18 protein-coding genes are annotated in these 23,685 nt (G+C 38.6%); 8 read left to right on the top strand and 10 right to left on the bottom strand.

Annotated features, from left to right (window positions below):
- Positions 1-125 precede the first annotated feature (125 nt).
- From BM141_RS22905 to porU2, 6 genes are all read right to left on the bottom strand, one after another.
- On the bottom strand, positions 126-284 hold the full coding sequence (locus BM141_RS22905) for a hypothetical protein (RefSeq protein WP_177217322.1): 159 nt from the start codon (positions 282-284) through the stop codon (positions 126-128).
- 215 nt (positions 285-499) lie between these two features.
- A complete protein-coding gene (locus BM141_RS09385; protein WP_091544435.1) occupies positions 500-1,312 on the bottom strand; it encodes a hypothetical protein in 813 nt (270 codons plus the stop codon).
- A gap of 19 nt (positions 1,313-1,331) precedes the next feature.
- On the bottom strand, positions 1,332-1,502 hold the full coding sequence (locus tag BM141_RS22900; RefSeq protein ID WP_177217321.1) for a hypothetical protein: 171 nt from the start codon (positions 1,500-1,502) through the stop codon (positions 1,332-1,334).
- The gene (locus BM141_RS09380) at positions 1,496-2,107 is read right to left on the bottom strand and encodes a hypothetical protein (protein ID WP_091544432.1); all 612 of its coding nucleotides are present in this window, start codon (positions 2,105-2,107) and stop codon (positions 1,496-1,498) included. Before BM141_RS09380 ends, BM141_RS22900 begins: the two co-directional genes overlap by 7 nt.
- Before the next feature lie 547 nt (positions 2,108-2,654).
- Positions 2,655-4,754, bottom strand: a complete 2,100-nt coding sequence (locus BM141_RS09375) for a penicillin acylase family protein (protein WP_091544429.1) — start codon at positions 4,752-4,754, stop codon at positions 2,655-2,657.
- 290 nt (positions 4,755-5,044) lie between these two features.
- Positions 5,045-10,180: a putative type IX secretion system sortase PorU2 gene (gene porU2, locus BM141_RS09370; RefSeq protein WP_091544425.1), complete on the bottom strand. Its 5,136-nt coding sequence runs from the start codon at positions 10,178-10,180 to the stop codon at positions 5,045-5,047.
- Between the two features lie 235 nt (positions 10,181-10,415).
- On the opposite strand from porU2, the gene BM141_RS09365 reads away from it, so the two are divergent.
- The 5 genes from BM141_RS09365 to BM141_RS09340 all read left to right on the top strand — a co-directional run bounded on the left by BM141_RS09365 (position 10,416) and on the right by BM141_RS09340 (position 16,708).
- Complete coding sequence (locus tag BM141_RS09365) at positions 10,416-11,450, top strand: PorP/SprF family type IX secretion system membrane protein (protein ID WP_091544422.1); 1,035 nt, start codon at positions 10,416-10,418, stop codon at positions 11,448-11,450.
- 106 nt (positions 11,451-11,556) lie between these two features.
- On the top strand, positions 11,557-12,315 hold the full coding sequence (locus BM141_RS09360) for a hypothetical protein (protein WP_143090867.1): 759 nt from the start codon (positions 11,557-11,559) through the stop codon (positions 12,313-12,315).
- 326 nt (positions 12,316-12,641) lie between these two features.
- A complete protein-coding gene (locus BM141_RS09350; protein ID WP_091544411.1) occupies positions 12,642-13,640 on the top strand; it encodes a PorP/SprF family type IX secretion system membrane protein in 999 nt (332 codons plus the stop codon).
- A gap of 57 nt (positions 13,641-13,697) precedes the next feature.
- Positions 13,698-15,059, top strand: coding sequence for a M24 family metallopeptidase (locus BM141_RS09345; protein ID WP_091544407.1), 1,362 nt, complete (start codon positions 13,698-13,700; stop codon positions 15,057-15,059).
- Positions 15,060-15,079: 20 nt separating this feature from the next.
- On the top strand, positions 15,080-16,708 hold the full coding sequence (locus BM141_RS09340; RefSeq protein ID WP_091544404.1) for an amidohydrolase: 1,629 nt from the start codon (positions 15,080-15,082) through the stop codon (positions 16,706-16,708).
- A 554-nt stretch (positions 16,709-17,262) separates the two neighbouring features.
- On the opposite strand, the gene BM141_RS09335 is transcribed toward BM141_RS09340, so the two are convergent.
- Together BM141_RS09335 and folK are read right to left on the bottom strand one after the other, a co-directional pair.
- Positions 17,263-18,075, bottom strand: coding sequence for a 2,3,4,5-tetrahydropyridine-2,6-dicarboxylate N-succinyltransferase (locus BM141_RS09335; protein ID WP_091544400.1), 813 nt, complete (start codon positions 18,073-18,075; stop codon positions 17,263-17,265).
- Positions 18,076-18,354: 279 nt separating this feature from the next.
- Positions 18,355-18,879 carry a 2-amino-4-hydroxy-6-hydroxymethyldihydropteridine diphosphokinase gene (gene folK / locus BM141_RS09330; protein WP_245764033.1) on the bottom strand — a complete coding sequence of 175 codons (525 nt, stop codon included), beginning with the start codon at positions 18,877-18,879 and terminating at the stop codon, positions 18,355-18,357.
- A gap of 79 nt (positions 18,880-18,958) precedes the next feature.
- Between folK and BM141_RS09325 the strand changes: the two genes are divergently transcribed.
- On the top strand, positions 18,959-19,951 hold the full coding sequence (locus BM141_RS09325) for a GNAT family N-acetyltransferase (RefSeq protein WP_143090866.1): 993 nt from the start codon (positions 18,959-18,961) through the stop codon (positions 19,949-19,951).
- 1 nt (position 19,952) lies between these two features.
- Here the strand turns inward: BM141_RS09325 and BM141_RS09320 are convergent, their stop codons facing one another.
- Positions 19,953-20,720 (bottom strand): DeoR/GlpR family DNA-binding transcription regulator, encoded by a 768-nt coding sequence (locus BM141_RS09320; protein ID WP_091544394.1) that lies wholly within the window; start codon positions 20,718-20,720, stop codon positions 19,953-19,955.
- A 117-nt stretch (positions 20,721-20,837) separates the two neighbouring features.
- Here BM141_RS09320 and BM141_RS09315 point away from each other — a divergent pair, with 117 nt between their 5' ends.
- Positions 20,838-21,086, top strand: coding sequence for a SemiSWEET family sugar transporter (locus BM141_RS09315; RefSeq protein WP_091544390.1), 249 nt, complete (start codon positions 20,838-20,840; stop codon positions 21,084-21,086).
- Positions 21,087-21,092: 6 nt separating this feature from the next.
- Positions 21,093-21,623 carry a 5' nucleotidase, NT5C type gene (locus BM141_RS09310; protein WP_091544387.1) on the top strand — a complete coding sequence of 177 codons (531 nt, stop codon included), beginning with the start codon at positions 21,093-21,095 and terminating at the stop codon, positions 21,621-21,623.
- Between the two features lie 15 nt (positions 21,624-21,638).
- On the opposite strand, the gene BM141_RS09305 is transcribed toward BM141_RS09310, so the two are convergent.
- Positions 21,639-23,429: an ABC transporter ATP-binding protein gene (locus BM141_RS09305; protein ID WP_091544383.1), complete on the bottom strand. Its 1,791-nt coding sequence runs from the start codon at positions 23,427-23,429 to the stop codon at positions 21,639-21,641.
- Between the last annotated feature and the right edge of the window lie 256 nt (positions 23,430-23,685).

The raw sequence follows: 23,685 nt of genomic DNA, 5'->3' as shown, positions 1-23,685 counted from the left end.
AAAGTTGCAACTTCAAAAAAGCAAGCATAGACAAGGGGGCTATGCCTGCCAAACACCACAAAGGAAAAGAAACAGAGTGCAAAAACCTTGCACCCTATATGAACAAATCGTTAAGTTTTTAGCCTTCATTGATGCCTATGCGTCCATAGAAAAGTCAGCAAAGATGCCTCCCAAAAATCAGTGTAAATGTAAGTCCTCACAGTGTGGCAGTAATTGAGGTTTACACCAAGCAGTACGAAGAAAAGATAAGGACAAGTTGCAGGAGGTATGTAATTATTTTTCAAAAAATGCTTCTTTTATTTTAAGGGCAAAAGGAATAAGGAGAATAAGCATAAATACTGAGATTTTTCCAAGAAAATCTAAGAAATCAGAGAGTCTTATAACTAAAAAGTCAGTTTTATAAATACTTAATCAAATATTTAACGATTTATTAATATTAGAAAAGAAAAAGAGAGGCTATTTCCCCACAATAGCCTCTTTGTTTGAAAAAAAGCTATGCTCATTTCCTTGCCTCTTTATCTTTCTCTCTGGCTTTCAGAAACCAAGCATAAGAGAAGTAAAAGTTGAGAAAGTGAATTTTTGGGTGTAGCAGTTCTTTGTACTCAGTTAGTTCTCCGTTGTATTCTAAGGAAAAATCCATGTCCATTTGTGGGGAGTCTTGCAAAGCATGATTATACGTACAGCCCATAGAAAGTTTACCTTTTCTCAACTCTATATTCAAACTTGCCCCTGCAAGCAATGTAAAGTTGGTTGTATGGTAATTCTCAAGAGGTGGTCGAGGCTTCCCTCTCATTGTTGTCGTAGAGAAAGGAGGTGGAGGTGGTTTAGTTGCTTGTAAAATTCGTAAGGGTGTTCTTTTATTTCCAAAACCCATATAAATACGATTAGAAGCTACATCATTGAACCCCGCGCCACAATGCAAGGCAAAATAAGCACTTTCCCCGATTCTGAACAGTGTCCCCTCTGCTAATAAGGCAAGTTGAATATTGCGAAACCCAAATCCATTCGCCCAATAAGAATCATAGCCAAAATCTTGTCTTAGTTCGTAGCCATATCGATAATACGCTATTTCTGTCCGTAAGCGAAAAGCAGAAGACACAGGATATTCAAAAAAAGCGGATAGCCCTACTCGAGAACCTATATCTCTGACCTGATAAGCCTCTATGTCAATAGCTTGCTTATTAAAAGAAAGTTGGTTCACTCGAGCATAAGTATTTGCCACAGAAGCACCTATGCTTTGGGCATACAAAACATTAGGTTGAGCCTTGAACAGGCATACAGCAAAAAAAGAGTATAAAAAGTAATTTTTCATAGGAAAGATAAATTTATGGTTATTTTCTTACCTTTAATAACCTCCGTTTATCCATAAACAATCCCTTGTTTAATTGGACAAAAATCACTCCTTCTGGAATATTTCCTATATCAATACTTATCTCCTGCGTTCCTTTGGGAATGAATATTTCTTGAGTAGTCTGAATATCTCCTGCTACTATTTTCAGCATATAGTCTTGGGGTGTAGCAACGCCAAATTGTATTTATCAGAAAAAGGATTTGGATAGACACTTTGTATGAAACTTATTGGGTACATCGGCTTGTAAGGGTCTATATGCTCAATACCTGCCTCAGATGTTCTTATACGTATTACCACACGCTTCATATCTATATTTTTGGACAATACAATTACTTTATTCGAAATATCAATTTTCACAGAAACAGAATCCAATGAAGAACTTAGACGAATTTCATCTTTTTCAAAACCACCAAATACTTTTACATTTTCTAAGTTAGATTCTATTTTTGCTTCCCAAAGTATCTTATTGGTAGTTAATGTCGTATCGGTAGGATTATCTTCATACCAAACAATAATTTGTAAGACAGAACCAAACTTAGAATGTCCCGACTGAGACATAAAGCCCTTGATATTATTTATTGTGATTTTGTTATTGATACTGTCTCTAACTATTTTTTTTACAGATATCCCTGACCTAAGAAAGGGAGAAAAATTGCTTGCTTTTACAGGCTTATTAAAACTCATGGCATATTTAGGTACCAATAGAGAGGATATTGTCTTTGTCCCTGCTAAAATATAATCTTCATTATTCGTCATACTATTTGTAAAATTAGTATTTGGTCCATTTTGTGCTACAGCCCAAGCCGCACCGCACTGATAATTGCCGTTAGGAGGCTCGGCATAATAGCAACCATTGTAGGAGGCACTTACAGAAACATCAAAAGAACACGCTTTATCATGTTGATAGGAAACATTATGAAATGTATCATCCCAATCTCCATTGGGGTCTTGACCAAGAAACCTTAGCCAAACAGCTGCATAAGCATGGTAGCGATAAGAAAACCAGTTACAATTTTTATCATCAGTTCATCCATCACCTAAGCAAGCATTGTTGCATACGAAATGTAGCATACAGAATATAAGACTTAGTTTTTTCATACGATTAAAAATTTAAGATTTGAAAAAAATACTTGTCAGAGTAGGAAAAGTTGCAACTTCAAAGAAGCAAGCATAGACAAGGGGGCTATGCCTGCCCAACACCACAAAGGAAAAAAACAGAGTGCAAAAACCTTGCACCCTATATGAACAAATCATTAAGTTTTTTGAGCTTACTTCATCAAAGTTTGATAGCTTTTACTGCCGCCTACTTTGGAGCGTATATCCTTACTGCCTCTTTCAATACCTTCTCTTTGTCCAAAGTCATAGGTTTAAGTTGTTGATTAACAAACATTTCCATCTGGTCGGTAAAGTGTGGGCTTGTTTTTTTGTTGGAAGCACCGTAGGCATTTACTGTTTCTATTTCTACCCCATTAGGAGAGAATTGTACTAAGCTGATATAGGACTCCCCTGAGTCGGTGCGGAATTTGCCATTTTTGTAGGGCTTGGAACTCATCGCTGCTAAAACGTCTTTCAAGCCACTCATAGGTAGGTCTTTATCTCCTCTGACGTGCCTTTGGATTTCTCCAAGTGGTACATTTAGCGTTTTAAAATGCTTTAATAAATGGTTTTTAGCATATTGTAAACCCTCTATGAGGTCTTGTGTGCTTACTTTTGCTCCTTCTTTTCGACCTTCCTTCGCAATTTTTTCCCCTACAAATTCTCTGAAAAGCAGCCAAACACTCGCTCCTGTGCTTTCTTTATTGCCTTTTCTGTCCCAAGATTTGAGGCTTTTAATGACTTCGGCTACTTCGGGGTATTGGTTTTCATCAAGGTTAAATACTTCCTCAGCATTAACGGCGTTGTAAAAATAAACAGGTTTTAAATAAGACAAATCGTATTTGATAGTTTTAAAATCTGCATAACTCAACTTATCGTACTTGCTAATGAGCCTTTGGAAAGAGAGGCTTCGGTTATTGTCAAACTTGATGTAGTTGATGCTTGGATTTATCTGGCTGACTTTCAAGTTATCCGCAGGGGCAGTGGCATTAAAAGGAGTATTATTGCAGTTAAATACATAGCCCGATTTCGGATTGACTAAAATAGCCAAAGAGTCCAAAGGTAAAAAATCAGCTTGCCATAAATTTTCAGAAGTACTGCCTTCTAAAACATTGAGATAGTTGTATTTAAGATTTCTCTTTGGAAAAAGCCCATTGCTCAGGTACATGAGGTTGTCCTCTTTATCCGCATAAACAAGGTTCAAGCCAGCATGGGCTTGCATAGCTAAGGCTTCTTTAAACTCGGTCAAGTTTTTTGCTTTGTTCATTCTGTACCACTGCTCTACTGCATTGATTTTCATGTTAGAAGCAAAGCGAATGGCGTAAAAGCCTTTATCATTTTTAATGGTTGCACCGTATTTGCCCCAATAAAAAGTACGCTTTACACCTATTTTCATTCCTAAGCCTATTTTGACTTTGAGTCGGATAGTACGTTCTTGGAGTTTTTCCCACTTTCCGTCAAATTTGTACGAAAGTTTGTCCGTAGGGTGCATTTCCAATTGGAAAACATCAGCAAAATCAGCGTAGTTTACCGTGTGCGCCCAGCCTAAGTTTTCGTTTACTCCATGGAAAATGCACATTCCACCGGGGAAAAGCCCGCCTAAAATGTTCCATCCCTCTTCGCTTTGCAGGTGTGCCTCGTACCAAGAGTAAGGTCCTTCCAGAGGCTGATGTGAGTTGATAGCCAAGTAAGTTTTGCCATCAGTAGTTTTATCTCTGCTAATTGCAAAAGCGTTTGACCCTGTATTTCTTTCCTTGTAAATATCAGGAACTTTGCTCTCAAATACTTCCGCAAAATAGTTTTGTACGCCTGTAATAAGCATGAGATTAAGCACATAGCTTTGTATCATGTCTTTTTCTGTGGCGGGAAACGCTTTTTTTACCAATACTTCTTGGGGGTGTTTTTTTGCATAGTCGTTGATAGCGGCAACATAGGCAGAAATAATTTTTTTGAACTTAGGCGAAAAACTTTGGTCGTACAGCGTATCTACTACTTCTTTGGAAGCGATGATAAAATTCAGTACATCTAAAACAGCGGCTTTTTTTCCATAAGCCTGAGCAAGCATACTTTTTCCCGAAAGCAAGTTGAACTGAATATTTTGAAAATCATCTTCTGCGGTAGCCCAAGCCAAGCCATAGGCTACTTCCTCATCAGTTTTAGCAAAAATATGAGGTACGCCCCACTTATCTCTGGCAATGGTAATCTGGTCAGGATTAATACTTTGAGAAAAAGAATAAAAAGGGCTAATAAGGAAAATAAAGGTTCTAATAAATACAAGAATTGATGAGTGAATTGATTTGTTGCTCATTGTTTTGTGTGTAAAAATAGTCTGATAGCAAGTTAGTACATTTTGTAATTATTTACCAAAAGAACTCCAATAACATTTATTTGTTTACTCAAAGTCTATTTTTGCATTTAATAAAAAAAAACAGCCTTACTGATTGTTCAGTAAGGCTGTTTCATGATGTTTACTTAATAAGGGTTTTCAATAAGGGGCAATAAGAAAGTTAGAACTGATATAAGATTTAACGCATCTTGAAATATAAAGTTGCACAATTTGAAGAAAAATTTTTACTTTAACAAGATTTTAGAAAAATCTTACCTCATTAAATAAATCTTACCATATCCTTTCTCAAACAAGCCATCGCCTGCGGTTTCAAACCTTTCGTAATCTCTGCCTTGCTTGCGTATATCTACTTTGAATAGGTAAACTCCCCTTGCCAACTGGTCGCCAAATTGGTCAGTACCGTCCCAACTAAACTCACTGATATTGTCCCCTACCCTCAAATTCCCTAATTCCTCTTTATGAATAGTACGCACTACCTTGCCTGTAATAGTCATGATTTGTATGCGAATATCGTCAGGAACTTCGCCCGTAAGCGTAAATACGAAGCGCATATTGGTAGTAAATGGGTTAGGATAGGGATAAAAATTAGAAATTTTTGTTTCATTAATTACCTTAAATGTTACACTGTAAGGTTGTAAACCCGGAATATTTCCTCTGACATCGCGCCCTTGTACGGTGAGTTTGTATGTGCCATTTTCCAGTTGGTCTGATTTGTATTCTATTTGTATTTTATTTTTCTCAGGTATCACTGTCCAGACCAAATTAGGATTATTCATATAAATTCGCTTAGGCGTACAGTTAGGGCAGTCTTTGGTCAAAGTAATAATAATATGTGAAGTATCCCTGTTTACTAAATACTTATTCTCATCGGTTAAACCAATGGAAATCAAAGGAGTAGGCGAAACTATTTCACCGTCCATGATATGTCTGCCGTCTATGGCTACGTCTAATACAGGGTTAATGTCGTCTTCTTTTACATTGAATCGGACTTCCAATTGGTTGTTTTCATAAATTTGCTCAGGTTGCAAACGAGGATTGACCGTTACAGTCATTCTATTTTGCCCGTAATAATCTAAGGAGTATAACTTAGTTTTAAAGTAGGTGATTTGGTTACGCTTCGGGGCAAGGATATTTTCTCTAATGCGCGTTCTCCTTCCCGAAGTAAGGTTATTGATGTCATACTCTACTACTAAGTTATTCTCTTTAAAGTCATTACCTGAGATATTGACAAAGTTAAAACCTATCTTGATAGAGTCGCCTTCTACTATTTCTAAGATGGTATTTTCCCTATAAGTCAAAGTATCATACAGCAAAATACCTTCGGGAACTTCCTTGTAAATGACTTGCCAACGCTGTAACTGATACGGAGTGCGGTTTTCTGCATCTTCTACGTTCAGGCGAAGTTTGAGATACGGATACGAACTTGCATTAATGTCAGCCAAACTCATGCCATCTGCCCTAATGTTTTCTTTGAGTACTCTTTCCCTATTGGCAAAATCTACCCCTATTACGTCCAATTTCCAGCTTTCTCTGCTTGGATTCTCTGCATTGTTAATTAGCCTCCATACATTACCCCACTCGGCGGCAGGTCCTATTAGCGTAGAATTAACCGTACCTTTGCTTGCTGTAATGCGGAGCGTGGTATTAAGGTTAATCTCTTGTGAGGTGTTTGCTCCGTATTGTACAGTTGCCGAACCCGCAGGTGCGCCTTTGCGACCAACGATAATGAAAGCCGCACCATTGCCTAACCTCGCTCTTAGGTCATCTGTATTTACCCCGATTTGTCTGAGTGCGGCTATACTACCTCCATTATTACCTAAGGCATTGATAGACACGAATCTACTGTTCATGATGATTACATAATCCCCCATTTTTACATTGTCCATATAAGCGGGCAACAGACCAGAGTTTTGTTGGGGCAGACATTGCTCAAGAGCAGTAACTAAGGCATTACTACCGCAAGCATCAGCCACGGTACTTAAAAACTCTCGATATACCCTACCAGTTTCTCCATCTATGGAAACCATAATCAGTTTATCTGTACTTGCATTGCACCGATTTGTAGGTTGGGAAACAGCACAGGTTGCAGCACTTGCCAAAGTTTGCCCGTTGATAGACAGATTCCAATTTGCCCAGTTAGGACTTGCCGAACCTATCGCTTTGGCTTCTATTCGCAAGTTAGTATCCTCGAAAGTCCATTTTCGTTGAGGAATATTAGCTACTATTCTATCTAAGTTATTTTTAGCAAATTGTGGCATTTTGCTTTGCGACCAACCGTCAGGGCTATTTCTGATGTAGGTAAACGAAGCCTCTGCCCAAGTAGGGTCGTCCTCGGCAGTAAGTTCTGCAAAACGAACCCTCCAATAATATACAGTGCTGTCATGTTGCTGATTATCAGCTAACAAACGAGTAGTCCAGAAAGGTGTAACATAGCCATACACTACTGTATCTTTGAGGGCAGGGCTATTAAAAGTATGAGCAGTATCTAATTGGAAGCGGTATAAACGCTCTCTGGTAAAGGGATTGGTATTTTGAGCAATGAAAGTAAGAGGTTGTTTGCTGACTATGCTAAAATCTTTCGGGGCTATGTTAATCATATTACTTCGCCTAAAAGTATAAGCCAAAATGCCAATATTATTATCTTCTCGCATTTCTGTTATTTGGTAATCTGCATCGACCATAACCTCAAAAGTATTGAGTCCCACGATTTTTTCTTGTGCATTTCTCGGATTTACTACTGTGTAATATAGGGTATCCTTGAAATTGACAGGTCTATATCTTTGGCTTCGCAACTGCTCTACACTTCCGTCTGAGTAAGTGCGTTTGACAGAAATACTAAAACTTCGATTATCGGTAATCCCCAAATTGCTTACAATAATTCCTAATCTAAACGAATCTACCTGAGCGGTCAAAGCACGATTGCCTATGGCTCTGACAAATATTTCACTATCAGAAGTTTTATAGTCAGGAAGTGTACTTTTAAAAAGCACCAGTGCAGGGTCGCACTGCAGTACAAACTGCTGAGCATTGGAAATAGCCGTAGGGTCTGAATAAGTATTAAGATACCTCCTCAAAAACTCTTGCATCACTACCCCAATAGGCTTATTGATATTTCCTTTTATTCCAAAAAGTGTTTCATAAAATGATTGCGTATAAGCCCTAAGCGGTCCGTCTAAGCCAATATGCCCATGAGCAATGAATCCTATCGCACCTTTGTCAGGGGTAATAATCCAGTCCTCGCCCAAAGAAACAGAACGCTGGAAAGCATCACCAGAGCCGCACCCATTGACCAACATAAAAGGGTATCTGCCCTTATTTCGGAAACCCAAACGTGCCTCTGATACCTTGCCTATTTCAATATCCGAAGATTCCAAAGAGGAGTGTCCAAAGAAAGTAACTAACAGTTTACCTTCATTAATCTGCTGGGTAACATCGATAAACTCTACGTAATCAGTAGTCCTTTTAGAGATAGTTTCTACATTCCCTCCGAAGAAATTGCCTTCTGCAATGCGTTTGAAGCCATCTACATAGTTTCGGAAAGCTCTATTTTCACTCAAAGAAAAGCCACCGCTCAGGTGCAAGATTTCCTTTTTCCAAGGCTCGTCAAAGTCTGGGGCTTCGTATTCTCTGACTTTATTTAGATAGTTCAATACTTGGGTAGGATTATTTGCTGACAAACGTCCTGTCGCCAAAGAAGGCACAAAGGCAGGAAATCCGCTCTGCCCCGCCGTAATTTCATTGTCAGAGCCTACTACTCCCCAAGGCGGTACCATATTTTGGAAGGGTCTTGCCAAAGTAGCCGTAGGGCTATACATCAAGCCATGAAATTCGTAAAAGCCAAACTGCAAACCTTTCCCTACCAAGAAAAGATACTTAGACTGATGTGTTCTAACCATGTAATTGGCAAAGCGGCGAATAGACAAAGGCAACAACTCTCCATAAGTAAACATATCACAAAGTTGGCGGAAGGTAATGACCAAAGGACGGTAACTGCCTCCTTTTGTTGAGGCACGATAGTCTGCATAAGCCTGCACCGCATTCACTCCATTGACGGGCTGTAACAGTCTTTCATCTGTTACTATTAGGTAATCAAACCTTCCAGCAGGATTGATTTGTGGGAAATTCACTCTTGTAATACCATAAAGAATACTGCTGGTAGTACTTGTTGCAAGTAATGTTCTTTGTATATTGGTATTATTGACACCCCCCGTTAGTGTAGTATTGTTGTTAGTGGAGGTCGTGCCTATTTGTACCACCTCATAATCATCAGTAATATCAAAAATCCTTGTACCACTTGCTACATTGGTAAGTTGGATTTTAGATTTGCCATTAGGATTGGCATTAAGCAAAAATCTACGTCTGGTAGCACTTTGCATATCAAAACCCTGTGGATAGGAAAGCATAGCTGCCCCTATGGCAATTACTTCGCTGCCTGTGGGTAAAACTCTATTCACTCTAAAACTAATAAAAAATCTACCATTTCTTTCTGGGAAACGTGCCTCTGGCAAGTCTTTGGCAATCGTAACAAGACTGCGATTATTAAATAAGGCTGTTTCTACGGTTACTCTCTGAGAATCAGGGAGTATATCAGCAAAAATACTTACGCTATGAGGTGTATTGGTCTTTCCTACAATCTTCATGAGCAACTTGGGCTGTACGTTGGCATCTCTTGCTTCTTTGATTTTCACATCGACCAAATCCACAGGAAGGTTAATTTTTGCAGGAGAAGCTGCATAATTTACGCTTACGTTGCCTACTCCTTCGGTAAAGTGCGAGAATAATGCTCCTCTTTCATCTAAACCATTAAAACCTACTGGATTGAGCGGTCCGAAGGAAAAATTTGGACCTATGGCATTATCTCCATGTACAAATTGGGTATGAAAAAGCTCAGGCGCAATATTAGGATTGTTTTCAGTATAAGTTCTTATCCTTTTAGGCGTTTCATTTACTTTGGCAACGGTAAGAAAGTAAAAGGCAAAGTCAGGATAATAAATAAAGTAGGGGTAGGTTTCATTAAAAACTCTTGGCAGGTTAGCAGGGGAATCGAACATCTCCTCAAACAAATCAAAGCGATTGTTGCGTGCATAAAATTCTATATAGTCTGCCGTATTAAAAGTGCCATCATCTTCTCCTGCTACTGTGATAGGAATTTCTTTTCCTCTGAAAAACATTTGAATCTTGCGAGGGTCAGTAGTAGCCACAGGAAAACCTGCACTCTGCAACTGCGCAAAACTGATGCGATAGATTCCCTCTCTATTAATTGGAATTTTGTAATAAGTCTTAGAGTAGTCAATCCACTCATTACCAAATATTTGAGCGAATAACTGAGAGGTAAAAAGGCTTAAAAACAAGAAAATACAATAAGATAGGATAGATGAAAACTTCATAAGTAAACAGGCTTTTTGTTTGTTGAAAGTACGATTTTTAATTTCCTATGGTTCAATTTTTAACACAAAATTTATGCAATACAAATCATATTCTATGCCCATTCAAAAATAAAGCCACAGGATAAATGATACGAGATGAACAAACATTTTGAAAATTGATTATAAATTTTGACTAAATGCCAAAAATTAGCTATTTTGTCGATGATTCATAAGAGAACCCTAATTCTTTCTGTCTATGGCTTGCAAAAATACTACTTGGTATCTAAAAAAATGGCTTATTATCCTACTGCTAAATGGAGCAGGTATAAATACTCTCTTTGCGCAAATACGCCCTCAATACAGTCAATACATGCTAAACAATTATCTGCTCAACCCAGCTATTACAGGCATAGAGGACTACTTAGATTTGAAAATGAGCTTCCGAACTCAATGGGCAGGTATAGAGGGTGCGCCAACGACCTATTACCTCACAGCCCATACTCGTCTGGGACATAATATCAATGTAGCCAATCCAAGCCAAGTAGATGACAAATTACACGCTTTTGCTCCCAAAGGAAAACGATACAATGCTTACAAGAAAGTAAAACCGCATCACGGCATTGGAGGCATGATTTTGCACGACAGAATTGGGATTTTTAGCACTACAGAAGCCGTCATGTCCTATGCCTATCATGTCTTAATTACTCCCGAAGTCAAACTCTCTGGAGGAGTAGCCGCAGGTATTTCCCAATATGCTATGCGTGGAAGTGAACTCAAATTAGCCAACCCCAATGATAACTTAGCAGCTGACATCGTGCTAACCAAGCCTATGGTAAGTGCAGGACTGTGGCTATATGCTACCCAATTTTATGCAGGAGTAGGCATCACCCAACTTGCAGGCAATACTTTTGATTTTGGAGCAAATACTATCCAACAAAATCCTTCTGTCAGACATTATTTTGCCACTGTGGCTTATAAATTTCATGCCGGCGAAAAATTTACTTTTGTTCCTTCTATGCTTGCCAAAATAGCCTCTCCCCTACCCTTTTCTATGGACTATAACCTGCGAATTTTGTATGCTGATAGAATTTGGGCGGGGTTTTCTTATCGCCAAAACAAAGATTTTATTTTTATGGCAGGTATCCACCTCAACAATGCCTTTGACCTTAGCTATTCCTATGATATGAGCAACAACCGCTTAGGCAGAATGAGCATCGGTAGTCATGAGGTCATTTTAGGGATTCGATTAAATAATCGTTTTGGCGTGTACTGCCCCGTTAATATGTGGTAAAAAAAGATGTAATTTTTGTAGCCTTTTTCTGTCTTTTACGTATAGTATCATTAATAATAAGTTGCATCACTCTTGTTATTAATATTACTTCAAAACAAACTGTATTATGAAAGAAGATTGTCGAAAAATTACCCTCTTTTTGGTTCTTTGCGTATGCACTTTGACTACCCTTTTGACTACCTCTTGCTCTAAGAGTGTAGAGAAACCAGAAAAAGATATGAGCAACATGACCTTTGAGCAATTTTTGGAGCATTTCCCTCCACAAAGCGGCATAGAAGGAATAAATGCAGATAATGGTGCTGATTTTCAAGGAGGTATTGAGATAAACTCTGCTTATTTCCAAGAGTTTTTACAAAATAATACTTTCCTCGACAAAGATTTGCAAAAGATAAAATTGGACAGAAACCTGCTCGATAACCGTAATTTTACTTATCACTATGCTTTTTCGCTATCGCTTAGTCCAAAGTTTTATTCTTTGGTGATTTCAGCTAACACGGAAGGCGACCCCACGCATCAGTGGGAATATTACTTGCTTAACTATACCCAAGAAGGTAAATTTATTGACGGAATCTTACTTTCCTATCGCAATAGCTATGAATCGGAAGAAAGTACAGAGCATTTATTCCAAAGTGAGTACCGTTATGTAAGATTTATTACCAAAAATCAACTTCATTTTGTTGATGTAAACTATGACAATTCATTTACCTCAATGAAACCATCTCATACTAATACCCAATTCATGCTCACAACTTCTGGGGAGGGGGACATGCGTTATTGCAGAGAGAGTTGGTATCAAATCCAAGACGATGGGAGTTTCAAGCAAATCAAAATGATAGAGAAAGATAAAAGAGAAGCAAAACCTTAGTAGAAGCAAAAAAAATAAGCAGAAAAAATTAATATGGTTATCAGACTAAATTTTAGGATAACCATATTAATAATTGCATGAGTAAAGCTAATACTATCAAATTGAAAAATAGTAATCTGAATGAGGTTTTGATAATTTCCTTGCTTGCCATAATAATAATTGTTTGTTTTGCTACTAAGACCCAATCCAAGTATAAAATGTTGCAACGCAAGGATATTTTTATTGTTTTTTAACACATTAAAATTTATTTGGTCAAATTCTTGTAAAGGTGCTAAGAGATAGCGAGTTTTGATTTGGCTTTATTCTTACAAAGACCTTATTTAGACATGAAAAAAATTACTTTCTTACTGTTATGTGGCATTACTCAGTTGGCTTTTTCCCAAGACCCTCAGTTTACTCAATTCTATAATGCTCCTTTGGTACTCAATCCTGCACTTACAGGCTCTACTGAACAGTTTAGAGGAGCAGCAAACTACCGCAATCAATGGATTTTGATGAATTCTAACTATGTAAGTACCACATTTAGCTTTGATTATAACGCCAATAGACTAAGAAGCGGATTCGGTTTCTTAGCAAGCTATGACAATGCAGGCGCCAACCAAATCTCTGCGACTAATTTTTCTGGACTATATTCTTTTTATGTGCCTTTCAAAAATTGGCAAATTCGCTTAGGACTTCAAGGAGGACTGACTACCCGCCGCATAGATAGAGGCAACTTAGTCTTTGTGAGCCAAGTACGCGACGATGAGCCAGATGTAGATGAAAGTGGCTCAGGAGGTTCTACTTTATTTTTTGATATTAGTTCAGGGGCTATTGTCTATAATAAAAATATGTGGTTTGGCTTTGCGGCTCATCACCTTAACCGCCCAGACCAGTCTTTGATAGGAACAGGCTCGATATTGCCTACTAAATACTCAGTACAAGTCGGAGGGAGTTTTAGAGTATATGCGATGAATAGCTTTCTTTATCTCATGCCCGCCATGCTTTTTAAAGCACAAGGTTCTACTAAGCAATTAGATATAGGCTGTCGTTTCATGCGAGATGATTTGCCTTTGGAAATGGGTGTTTTTTACAGGGGTTTACCCATTTTACCTAATGCAGGCAAGAGTATCAATCACGATGCTTTGGCGTTTACTATGGGCTGGAGAACCGAAAACTGGACTTTTGGATACAGCTACGACTTGACTATCTCAGGGCTTACTCCCCTAACAGGTGGCTCACACGAAATTACCATCATCTATGAATACGCTACCCGCTCCCGCAAATTAGACCAAATCGTTTGCCCTATTTATGCAAAACCTGTAAGTAATAAAAGAAGTAGATAATAATATTTATCAAAAATTTACTTACTTTACACTCATTCACTCATAACCCAATGTATTATGAAAAAACAATTACTCTTACTGGTTTTCTTACTTTCATTTTCCTTTACTACTTTTTCTCAAACTACCATTCTCTCTATGCGCCAAAGGGCTGAGGTGGAGGACAAACTCTTAGATATTCGTTTTCAGAGAGTTATCCCTGAAATCATGCGTAGAGAAGGGATAGATATGTGGGTACTGATTTGCAGAGAATACAACGAAGACCCCGTAGTCAAAACTATGCTTCCCGCTACTTGGCTATCTGCCCGCCGCCGCACTATCTTAGTTTTCCACGACAAAGGTGGAGAACTGGGAGTAGAAAGAGTGGCGATTGCCCGCTACGATGTAGGCAGATTTTTCAAGGGAGCGTGGATTCCTGAGCGCGAACCTGACCAATTTAAACGCTTGGCAAGGGAAATCATAGACCGCAACCCTAAGAAAATAGCCTTGAACTACTCGGTCAATTACGGTCATGCTGATGGCATTACGCATACAGAGTACGAACTTTTTAAAAATGCTTTACCTGCTAAATTCCATGACAAAATCGTATCAGCAGAAAGGTTAGCTGTGGCTTGGTTAGAAACACGTACTCCAGAGGAAATGATGATTTATCGCCAGATTTGCCGAATCGCTCACGAAATCATAGAAGAAGGGCTTTCCGAAAAAGTCATACACATAGGGATTACGACTTCCAAAGAGGTAGAGTGGTGGTATAGAGAACGCATTGCAGAGCTGAAGTTGGAAACTTGGTTTCACCCTTCGGTTACTATTCAGCGGCAAGACGGGGCTTTGCAAAAAGACAGCAATTTTTCTACTCGCCCCGATGAGGTTACTATTTTAGCAGGAGATTTGGTGCATGTGGACTTTGGCATTACCTATTTGGGGTTAAACACAGATACTCAGCAACATCTGTACGTACTGAAACCCACAGAAAAAGATGCTCCTGAAGGCTTAAAAAATGCCTTAAAAATTGCGAATCGCTTGCAAGACCACCTGACTAACAATTTTAAAACAGGGAAAACAGGCAATGAAATCCTCCGAGATGCCCTTGCCCAATCTAAGGCAGAAGGCATCAACGGCACGATTTATACCCACCCTATCGGTATGCACGGACATGCCGCAGGACCTACTATAGGCATGTGGGACAACCAAGGCGATACCAAAGGCGCAGGAGATTATCCTTTATATCCCAATACTGCCTATTCTATTGAACTCAATGCGGCAGTAGAAGTTCCCGAATGGAACAACAAATTGGTAAGAATCATGCTGGAGGAAGATGGCTTTTTTGACGGAGAAAAATTCTGGTACATAGACGGAAGGCAAACCAAACTTTGGCTACTGCCAAGAGTAGCTCCTACTAATACACAAAAAATTAATGAGTAACGCTAACCCTATTAAACCTCATGAAAAAAACAGTACAGTTGCTTTGCCTCTGCCTACTAATCGCAGGGGCAAATTTTGCTCAGAAAAAAGAAAATGCTACTACTTTGCTCTTGCCCAAGGCAAAAGTAGAGGCTTTGAAAAAGGAAATCATTAGTGAGGTCGACAAACGCTACGACCAAACTCAACAAATGGTCGACCAAATCTTCAGCTTTGCAGAGTTGGGTTTCCAAGAAATAGAAACGTCTAAATACTTGACCAATATCCTTGAAAAAGAGGGTTTTACCATAGAAAGAGGCATTGCTGGAATCCCTACAGCTTGGATAGCACGGTGGAGCTACGGCACAGGAAAACCCGTCATTGCCATAGGCTCAGATTTGGACTGTATCCCTAAAGCCTCCCAAAAACCGGGAGTAGCCTACCATGACCCTATTGTAGAGGGTGCGCCAGGACATGGAGAAGGACACAACTCTGGGCAAGCAGTAAACGTAACTGCTTCTTTGGTGATTAAAAAAATCATGGAAAGAGAAAAAATTAATGGAACGCTTGTACTCTGGCCTGGGGTAGCGGAGGAGTTAGTAGGAACAAAAGCCTACTACGTCAGAGATGGGTATTTCAAAGACATAGATGCCTGTATTTTTACCCACGTTTCTGACAATCTGAGTGTAGGCTACGGGGACAATGGAGGTAACGGCTTGATTTCTGTTAAGTTCAATTTTGAAGGAGAAGCCGCACACGCCGCAGGAAATCCTTGGAAAGGCAGAAGTGCCTTAGATGCAGTCGAACTCATGAATATAGGCTGGAACTATAAAAGAGAACACTTACAAACGACCCAACGTTCTCACTATGTAATTACTGATGGGGGCGACCAGCCCAATGTAGTTCCCTCGAGAGCCTCTGTTTGGTATTATTTCCGTGAAAGAACTTACCCTCGCATCAAAGCACTTTTTGATGCAGGCTTAAAAATAGCAGAGGGAGCAGCTATGATGACGGATACCAAATTCACTTATGAAATTTTAGGAAGTGCATGGCCCGGGCATTTTAATAAGCCCATAGCAGAGGCAATGTACCAAAATATCAAAGTTGTAGGTTTACCTAAATGGTCAGAAGACGACCAAAAATTAGCCAAATCTTTACAAAAAGAAATAGAATCGCCCAAAGACGAGGGTTTAGCTACTAAATTGGACTCTATTCGCTTGCCCGTCATGCCGACTATGGGCGGAGGTGGCTCAGATGACATCGCAGACATTTCATGGTCGTTGCCTACCGTAGTGCTTTGGTATCCTGCGAATATCCCTGGACTCCCCGGACACCACTGGGCAAATGCTGTTTCTATGGCTACCCCTATCGCTCACAAAGGTTGTACCGCAGGAGCAAAGGTAGAAGCAATGACCCTCTTGGATTTGCTTATAGACCCCAATCTCGTCAAAAATGCTTGGGAATACTACAATAAGGAGCAGACCCAAGAGCAAAAATATACGCCTCTGATTAGCACCAAAGACAAACCTGCCATTGGACTAAACAAAAAAATCATGGATACTTTTCGTCCCCAATTAGAAAAATATTACTATGACCCAAGCAAGTACAAGACTTATTTAGAGCAATTAGGCATCAAATACCCTACGGTCAAATCCGAAGAAAGTAAGAAATAGCATAATGCCGGAGTTTATATTCAAACAAAAGAACTTTTCCGAAGAATGAAACTAACTAAAAATTATACCCAAACAAAATTATACTCAATCAAAAGTGGTCTTGAGATTTTCTTTACTCCAAAGTCTTAGTTCTCTGACACTTCCTGTGTAAAACTTAGGTAAGGATTGGACTTTCATCTGCCCTTGACTAACACCGTAGGTGTACTATTTTTGTAGAAAATAATGAATAAAACCGCGTAGCGGTGGCATATTTCACGCCTACGGCCTTGCTGTAGGTGGCTTGGGCTTACTCTTTTCTATCAAGATAACAGCCCTACGGGCTTAAAGTTAGATGTAGTATTGTTCATTGGAAAAAGTGGCAGAGAACCAAAGTCCCTTTCTCAGCAAGAGAAAGGGATTGAAAAATCATTTTATTTTGAGTATAGTTTGCAACTTTATTTAAGTAAAAAAGTATTATTATCAATCTTTCATCCCTGACAGGTTGGCAAAACCCGTCAGAGATGAGTAAAAGAATGGCAAAAATTCACCATTCTTGTTTTGTTTCCATAAAGCTGTTAAACTGTTACCTCGTTTTCTCTAAGAGCCTCATTCAGAGAAGTTTTCAAGTCAGTGCTTTCTTTTCGCTTGCCAATAATGAGGGCGCAACTCACATGATACTCTCCTGCACCAAACTTCTTGGTATAGCTCCCTGGAATTACCACTGAACGCTCAGGTACATAACCCTTGTATTCTACGGGTGCGTCGCCTGTAACGTCTATGACTTTGGAACTACCTGTAATGACCACATTCGCCCCTAAAACTGCTTGCTTGCCTATTCTCGCTCCCTCCACTACTATACAACGAGAGCCTATAAATGCTCCATCTTCTATGATTACTGGAGCAGCTTGGACAGGCTCTAATACCCCGCCTATACCTACTCCACCGCTTAGATGCACGTCTATGCCTATTTGGGCGCAACTGCCTACTGTAGCCCAAGTATCGACCATCGTACCACCGTCCACATACGCCCCAATATTGACGTAAGAGGGCATCAAGATGACTCCCTTGCTGATAAACGCTCCATAGCGCGCTACAGCAGGAGGCACTACACGCACCCCAAGTTCCTTGTAACCTGTTTTGAGTTTCATCTTGTCGTGAAACTCAAAGATGCCTACTTCTGATACTTGCATTTCTCTGATAGGAAAATACAAAATGACGGCTTTTTTTACCCACTCATTTACCTGCCAACCGCTTCCTGTGGGCGTAGCTACACGCAGCCTTCCCTTGTCAAGTTCCTCTATGACTGTATGTATAGCCTCTATGGTATTTTTTTCTTTGAGTAAATTTCTATCATTCCAAGCCATTTCTACAATTTGTTGTAATTCCATACTATTAATTGATTAGTTATGTTAGTTATTTATTTATGTGATTTTCAAAAGCATATAAAAAACATGGTGACGATTCCAATTGTATGATGGTATTTTATCTACTGTTATCAATTTGATGAGAAAAGTATTTTTTTGAATAAAAATCTGTGTTTATCAGCCCAATCCGTATTATCGGTGTTCTATTTTGGAACACTGATGACACAGATTGTACCGATGAGAACGGATTTTTTTAACACATAAAATTATCATACATTTGAAAGCACCACCACAAATACTAACTCATGTGTTATCATATAAACTACCATACCCAAAGTGGGAAGTTCCCCATTTCCTTACCTCTAAGCTATCCTCACATTCTGCTAAAAGTTGCGAGATAGTTTTTCTATGCAAGGGGTGAACTATCTGAGAAGCAATCTCTTGCAAAGGTATCAAGGCAAATCTCCTGAACTGCATTTGAGGGTGTGGAATCTGCAAATTGGAAGTGCTAATGACTTCATTTCCAAAGAGTAAAATATCTATGTCTATGGTTCGAGCATACCATTTGTGATGCCTTTCTCTGCCCAAAGCAAGTTCTATTGCAAGTAGTTTTTCTAATAATCTTTCTGCATCTAAATCTGTTTGTATCTCTATGGCTTGGTTCAAAAAGTGCGCTTGATTGCTGATGCCCCAAGGTGCAGTTTCGTACAGAGAGGAAAACTGTAAGATATTTCCTACCTCTTGCTCTATAAGTTCAGTAGCTTTTTTCAAATAAGCAAGCCTATCTCCTATGTTCCCTCCTAATAGTAAAAAAATACCCTGCATCATTTTTGAATGTAATTTGTCCTTAGAAATACTCACAAAATTATTTTTAAAAACGATAAAATCCTATAAAAACATCAAATCATTGAGTACAGTCAAATACTTCCAACATCATCAAATAGACAAAGAAAAGTGGGATACTTGTATAGAGCAATCGCCCCAAGCGGTGATTTATGCCTATGCTTTTTATTTAGACATTGTTTCTCCTTTTTGGGAGGCGATAATAGAGGAAGAAAATGGCAATTACTTGACTATCATGCCTTTGACTTGGAGAAAAAAATATGGAATCACCTTTTTGCACCAGCCTATTTTTTGCCAGCAATTAGGGTTGTTTTCTACTGAAAAAGAAGTTGGTATTGAAAAAATAGAACAGTTTTTACAGATAGTCTTGGAGATTTACTCATTTGTCCCGCGCTATCAGTGGAATGTGCATAATACCTGTATTTTTAAAAACTTAGAGAGCATTTTTATACAACAGTTGGGAAATAAAAATTTTACATTTTTTACTACACACCACCTTGCTCTCTCTCGGCCTTACTCTATGATTTATCAAAACTATTCAAAAGACCGAAAAATAAACTTAAAAAGAGCCGAGAAAGCAAATCTTGAAATTGTTGAAAGTGAAGACATTGAGCCTTTGTTAGCGATGTTTAAAAAAGATATTGCACAAAAATTGCCAAAAGGAGTAGCCCCTAATGCCTATGAACTATTCAGAAAAATTTTCAAGGCATTGAAAGTAAGAAAATGGTGCAAACTTTTTTACACCAAAAATACAAAAGGAGAAATAAGGGCGGGAGCTTTGTTCGTCTTTTATCAAAACCAAATCATTTACTTGTTCAATGCCTGCTATCAAGAGACGCGCAAGGAAAACGGAAGAACCTTATTGATAGATTACATCATACAAAGCTATGCCAACTCCGATTACATTTTTGACTTTGAAAGCCCTGAAATTGAACAGATTGCTTATTTTTATAAAAGTTTTGGTGCGGAGGAGATACCCTATCCTGCCTTTATAAATTATAACCATCTACCCTTTTGGGTAAATGCACTGTGGGAGGTAAAAAAGTATTTCCAATAAGCTATATTATCTTTACTCCTTTATTTTCGTACTTGCTTAGTACCTCTTGGGGAACTTTGTCATCAGTTACTAAAATATCTAAGTCGGTATATCTACAAACTAAGTAGTTTTCTGCTGTATCTATTTTATCCGAAGTTACTAAGGCGACGGCTTGTTTGGAATTTTCTACCATTTTCCTTTTGAGCAAAGCCTCATCGCGGTAAGGATTCGTTACCCCAATTTCTCTATGGATACTGCAAATTCCAATTAGGCATATATCTGCCCTGATTTCTTGCAAAGCCTCTATCACTTTAAAATCTACGGTAGCATAAATATTTTTAAAAACTTTGCCTCCAAGCATAATGATTTCTATGCCTTCGTGAGTAATTAATTCATTGGCTATGAGCAGACTATTGGTATAAATAGTTGCTTGTAAATCAGGGGGAAGCATTTGAGCTACTTGGAAGTTGGTCGTACTACCTCCGTCTAAAATAATCACCTGCCCATTTTCGAGAATAGGAAGTACCTTTTTTGCCAATATTTTTTTCTCTTCTTGGGCGTACAATTTGCGGGTTTCGTAGTGCAGGGGAATATTGGACTTTGGAGCAGGAGGCAGTGTCATAGCCCCTCCATGTACTTTTTTTATCAGTCCCTGCTCTGCTAATTCGTTCAAGTCCCTACGAATAGTGTCGTCTGATACCTGCAACTCCACACTTAGTTCCACTGAAGTTAATCTTTTTTCTAATGCTAACTTTTGGAGTATGTATTGTAGCCTCTCTTCTCTGAGCATGTTTATTCGTTTTTTTTCTTATTTATGCGTATTTAACAAAAAATTCATCTTTTTTTATTTGCAAAATTGCGTATTTATTCGGTAATTTGCAAATATTTTAACAAATTATAGACGACTATGGTACAAATATTAGGTTTAACTGCGGGTTTGCTCACTACTATTGCTTTCTTGCCACAGGTAGTAAAAACTTGGAAAATGCGTTCTGCCAAGGACCTGTCCCTTAGTACATTTTCCTTATTTTTTGTGGGGGTTACGCTTTGGTTTATTTATGGTTTATTAATGAACGATACTCCTATTATCGTAACCAATGCTTGCACTTTGGTTTTTGCGGGGGTTTTACTTTTTTTTAAACTCAAATTCAAATAAGCAACTATGAAGCGAATAGCCATAGACATGGACGATGTGATAGCAGATGCTACACAAAAATTTTGCGACATGTACGAAGCAGAATTTGGCATACGCATCGCCAAGCATGATTTTTTGGGCAAAGAATTTCATGAGGTAGTACCAACAGAACATCAAAAGTTTGTGTATGAATATCCTTTTCGCAAGGGCTTTTTCCAAGACCTCAAGGTGATTCCTCATGCGCAAGAGGTCATGCTTAGGTTAAGCAAGAAATATGAGATTTTCATTGTTTCTGCTGCTATGGAGTTTCCACTTTCTTTGAGCGAAAAATACCAATGGATGAGCGAGCATTTTCCTTTTATTTCTTGGCATCATATCGTTTTTTGTGGAAGCAAAAGCATCATCAAGGCAGACTATTTGATAGATGACCGCATTAAAAATTTGAAAAATTTTGATGGGAAAGCTATCGTATTTACCGCTCCGCACAATTTGAAAGATGAGTATGAATCTTTTACGAGGGTAAATAGTTGGGTAGAAATAGAGAAAATGTTTTTATAAGAACAAAAACAAATTTTAGTTAAAGACCTCTTCTTCACCTTGCATTTGTTTTTCGTACATTTCTTTGTAAACGCCCCCAATCAGCATGAGTTCTTCGTGAGAACCTGCTTCTACCACTTCGCCATCTTCTAAAACAATAATTTTATCTGCTAACTTGGCAGAGGAAACGCGGTGTGAAATAATCACAGAAGTACGATTGACCATGATTCTCTGCAAGTTGTTGAGAATAGTATTTTCAGTCTTAGTATCCACCGCAGAGAGAGCATCGTCCAAAATAATGATGCTTGGATTGCGACTAATGGCTCTTGCGATAGAAACTCTTTGCTTCTGACCGCCAGAGAGGGTAATACCTCGCTCTCCCAATTCTGTGTCGAAGCCCTTAGGAAAAGCGACGATATTGCTATATACATCTGCATCTTTTGCTGCTTGCGTGATTTGTTCTTCTGTTACTTTTACCGCACCAAAGGCAATATTGGTTTTGATAGAATCTGAGAATAAAAACACGTCTTGGGGAACGTACCCAATCTGCTGGCGTAAAGTAGAAATCTTGTATTTTTTTATGTCGATATTATCTATCAAAATTTCTCCTTCGGTAGCATCATACAAGCGACAGAGCAAGTTAGCAATGGTACTTTTTCCTGAACCTGTTGAGCCAAGTATGGCTAAACTTTCACCGTGCCTTACCTCAAAACTTACATTTTTCAATGCCCTGATACCTGTGTCAGGATATACTAAACTTACATTTTTAAAAATAATATCCCCTACAATTTCTCTGTCTATATTTTCCGAAGAAACAATATCTGTTTTGGTAAACAAAAATTCATTGATGCGTTTTTGCGAAGCAGCGGCGCGCTCCGTCATGCTTGTAATCCAACCTAAAGAGGTTACAGGCCACACCAACATTCCAATATAGATAGTAAACTCCGCAATATTCCCAATTGTTACTGTGCCGTCTATTACCTCCAGCCCTCCTATATACACGGTCAAAACCGTACTTAGTGCTATCAAACCAAAGACCAAAGGAAAGAAAAGTGCATTGACCATTGCCAGACGCAATGCCTTGATTTTGTATTGATTACTTGTTTCTGCAAAGTTTTTGGCAAAAGCATTTTCCCTTACAAAAGCCTTCAGTACCCTGATGCCTGAAAAAGATTCCTGAACAAAGGTGGACATTTCCGAAAGTTTTTGCTGAATCTCAGTAGAACGCTTATGAATCAGATTATTGACATAATAAATACTTACGGACAAGATAGGCAAAGGCAGGATAGCATAGAAAGTGAGCGTAGGATTGACTATCAGCATATAAATTAGTACCAAGACAAAAGAACCTACCGCATTGAGTCCGTACATAATCGCAGGACCCAGATACATACGGACATGACCCACATCTTCGGAAATGCGAGCCATGAGGTCGCCTGTATTGTTTCGCCTGTAAAAACTTAAAGGAAGAGTTTGATAGTGATAGTAGATTTCATTTTTCAAATCATATTCTATCAGGCGCGACATCACGATAATCGTTTGACGCATGAGAAAAAGAAAAACCCCACGCACTAATGCCATGATTACTATTACCGTTCCGTAAATCAATACTACACTGGTAAAAGTCTGGTAAAGTATATCTTGAGCATCTGTTCCTTTAAAAAGTGGATATATCCCAATGGTATCGCTTACTAAATCAAAAGAATGACGAACAATTTGAGCGGGAAGAATTCCAAAAATATTGGCAAGAACTACAAAAACAGTTCCCCAAATTAGGTATGATTTATAGTGATAAAGGTATTTATTAAGGTATTTAAGTTCTTTCATGAGTGCTATTTTAGCTTGTTTAACCTTCTTAGTAAAACTTTTGTTCCGTCTTGTCAATAACAATACAGTAATACAAATACAAAAGTCGCAATTTAAAGTAAAGCAAAGGGAAAAATTAGCGTAAAATTTTCCAAAAACCTCACTAAATAAATTCTAATTGTGTACGCTTGTTTTGTTGTTAAAAAGCAATGCTACCTTCTCTTATTTTCAAAAAATTTTGTAATTTAGATGTTAGATAGGAAATAGTCTTTTTGCG

The sequence above is a fragment of the Thermoflexibacter ruber genome (genome assembly GCF_900113045.1).
Classification (GTDB): Bacteria; Bacteroidota; Bacteroidia; order Cytophagales; family Thermoflexibacteraceae; genus Thermoflexibacter; species Thermoflexibacter ruber.
This window is presented reverse-complemented; position numbering and strand designations above follow the sequence as displayed.

Excerpts from the sequence above, each read along its gene's own strand:
- BM141_RS09385 (WP_091544435.1), bottom strand. The coding sequence starts at position 1,312 with ATGAAAAATTACTTTTTATACTCTTTTTTTGCTGTATGCCTGTTCAAG.
- BM141_RS22900 (WP_177217321.1), bottom strand. The coding sequence starts at position 1,502 with ATGCTGAAAATAGTAGCAGGAGATATTCAGACTACTCAAGAAATATTC.
- BM141_RS09380 (WP_091544432.1), bottom strand. The coding sequence starts at position 2,107 with ATGACGAATAATGAAGATTATATTTTAGCAGGGACAAAGACAATATCC.
- BM141_RS09375 (WP_091544429.1), bottom strand. The coding sequence starts at position 4,754 with ATGAGCAACAAATCAATTCACTCATCAATTCTTGTATTTATTAGAACC.
- porU2 (WP_091544425.1), bottom strand. The coding sequence starts at position 10,180 with ATGAAGTTTTCATCTATCCTATCTTATTGTATTTTCTTGTTTTTAAGC.
- BM141_RS09365 (WP_091544422.1), top strand. The coding sequence starts at position 10,416 with ATGGCTTGCAAAAATACTACTTGGTATCTAAAAAAATGGCTTATTATC.
- BM141_RS09360 (WP_143090867.1), top strand. The coding sequence starts at position 11,557 with ATGAAAGAAGATTGTCGAAAAATTACCCTCTTTTTGGTTCTTTGCGTA.
- BM141_RS09350 (WP_091544411.1), top strand. The coding sequence starts at position 12,642 with ATGAAAAAAATTACTTTCTTACTGTTATGTGGCATTACTCAGTTGGCT.
- BM141_RS09345 (WP_091544407.1), top strand. The coding sequence starts at position 13,698 with ATGAAAAAACAATTACTCTTACTGGTTTTCTTACTTTCATTTTCCTTT.
- BM141_RS09340 (WP_091544404.1), top strand. The coding sequence starts at position 15,080 with ATGAAAAAAACAGTACAGTTGCTTTGCCTCTGCCTACTAATCGCAGGG.
- BM141_RS09335 (WP_091544400.1), bottom strand. The coding sequence starts at position 18,075 with ATGGAATTACAACAAATTGTAGAAATGGCTTGGAATGATAGAAATTTA.
- folK (WP_245764033.1), bottom strand. The coding sequence starts at position 18,879 with ATGATGCAGGGTATTTTTTTACTATTAGGAGGGAACATAGGAGATAGG.
- BM141_RS09320 (WP_091544394.1), bottom strand. The coding sequence starts at position 20,720 with ATGCTCAGAGAAGAGAGGCTACAATACATACTCCAAAAGTTAGCATTA.
- BM141_RS09315 (WP_091544390.1), top strand. The coding sequence starts at position 20,838 with ATGGTACAAATATTAGGTTTAACTGCGGGTTTGCTCACTACTATTGCT.
- BM141_RS09310 (WP_091544387.1), top strand. The coding sequence starts at position 21,093 with ATGAAGCGAATAGCCATAGACATGGACGATGTGATAGCAGATGCTACA.
- BM141_RS09305 (WP_091544383.1), bottom strand. The coding sequence starts at position 23,429 with ATGAAAGAACTTAAATACCTTAATAAATACCTTTATCACTATAAATCA.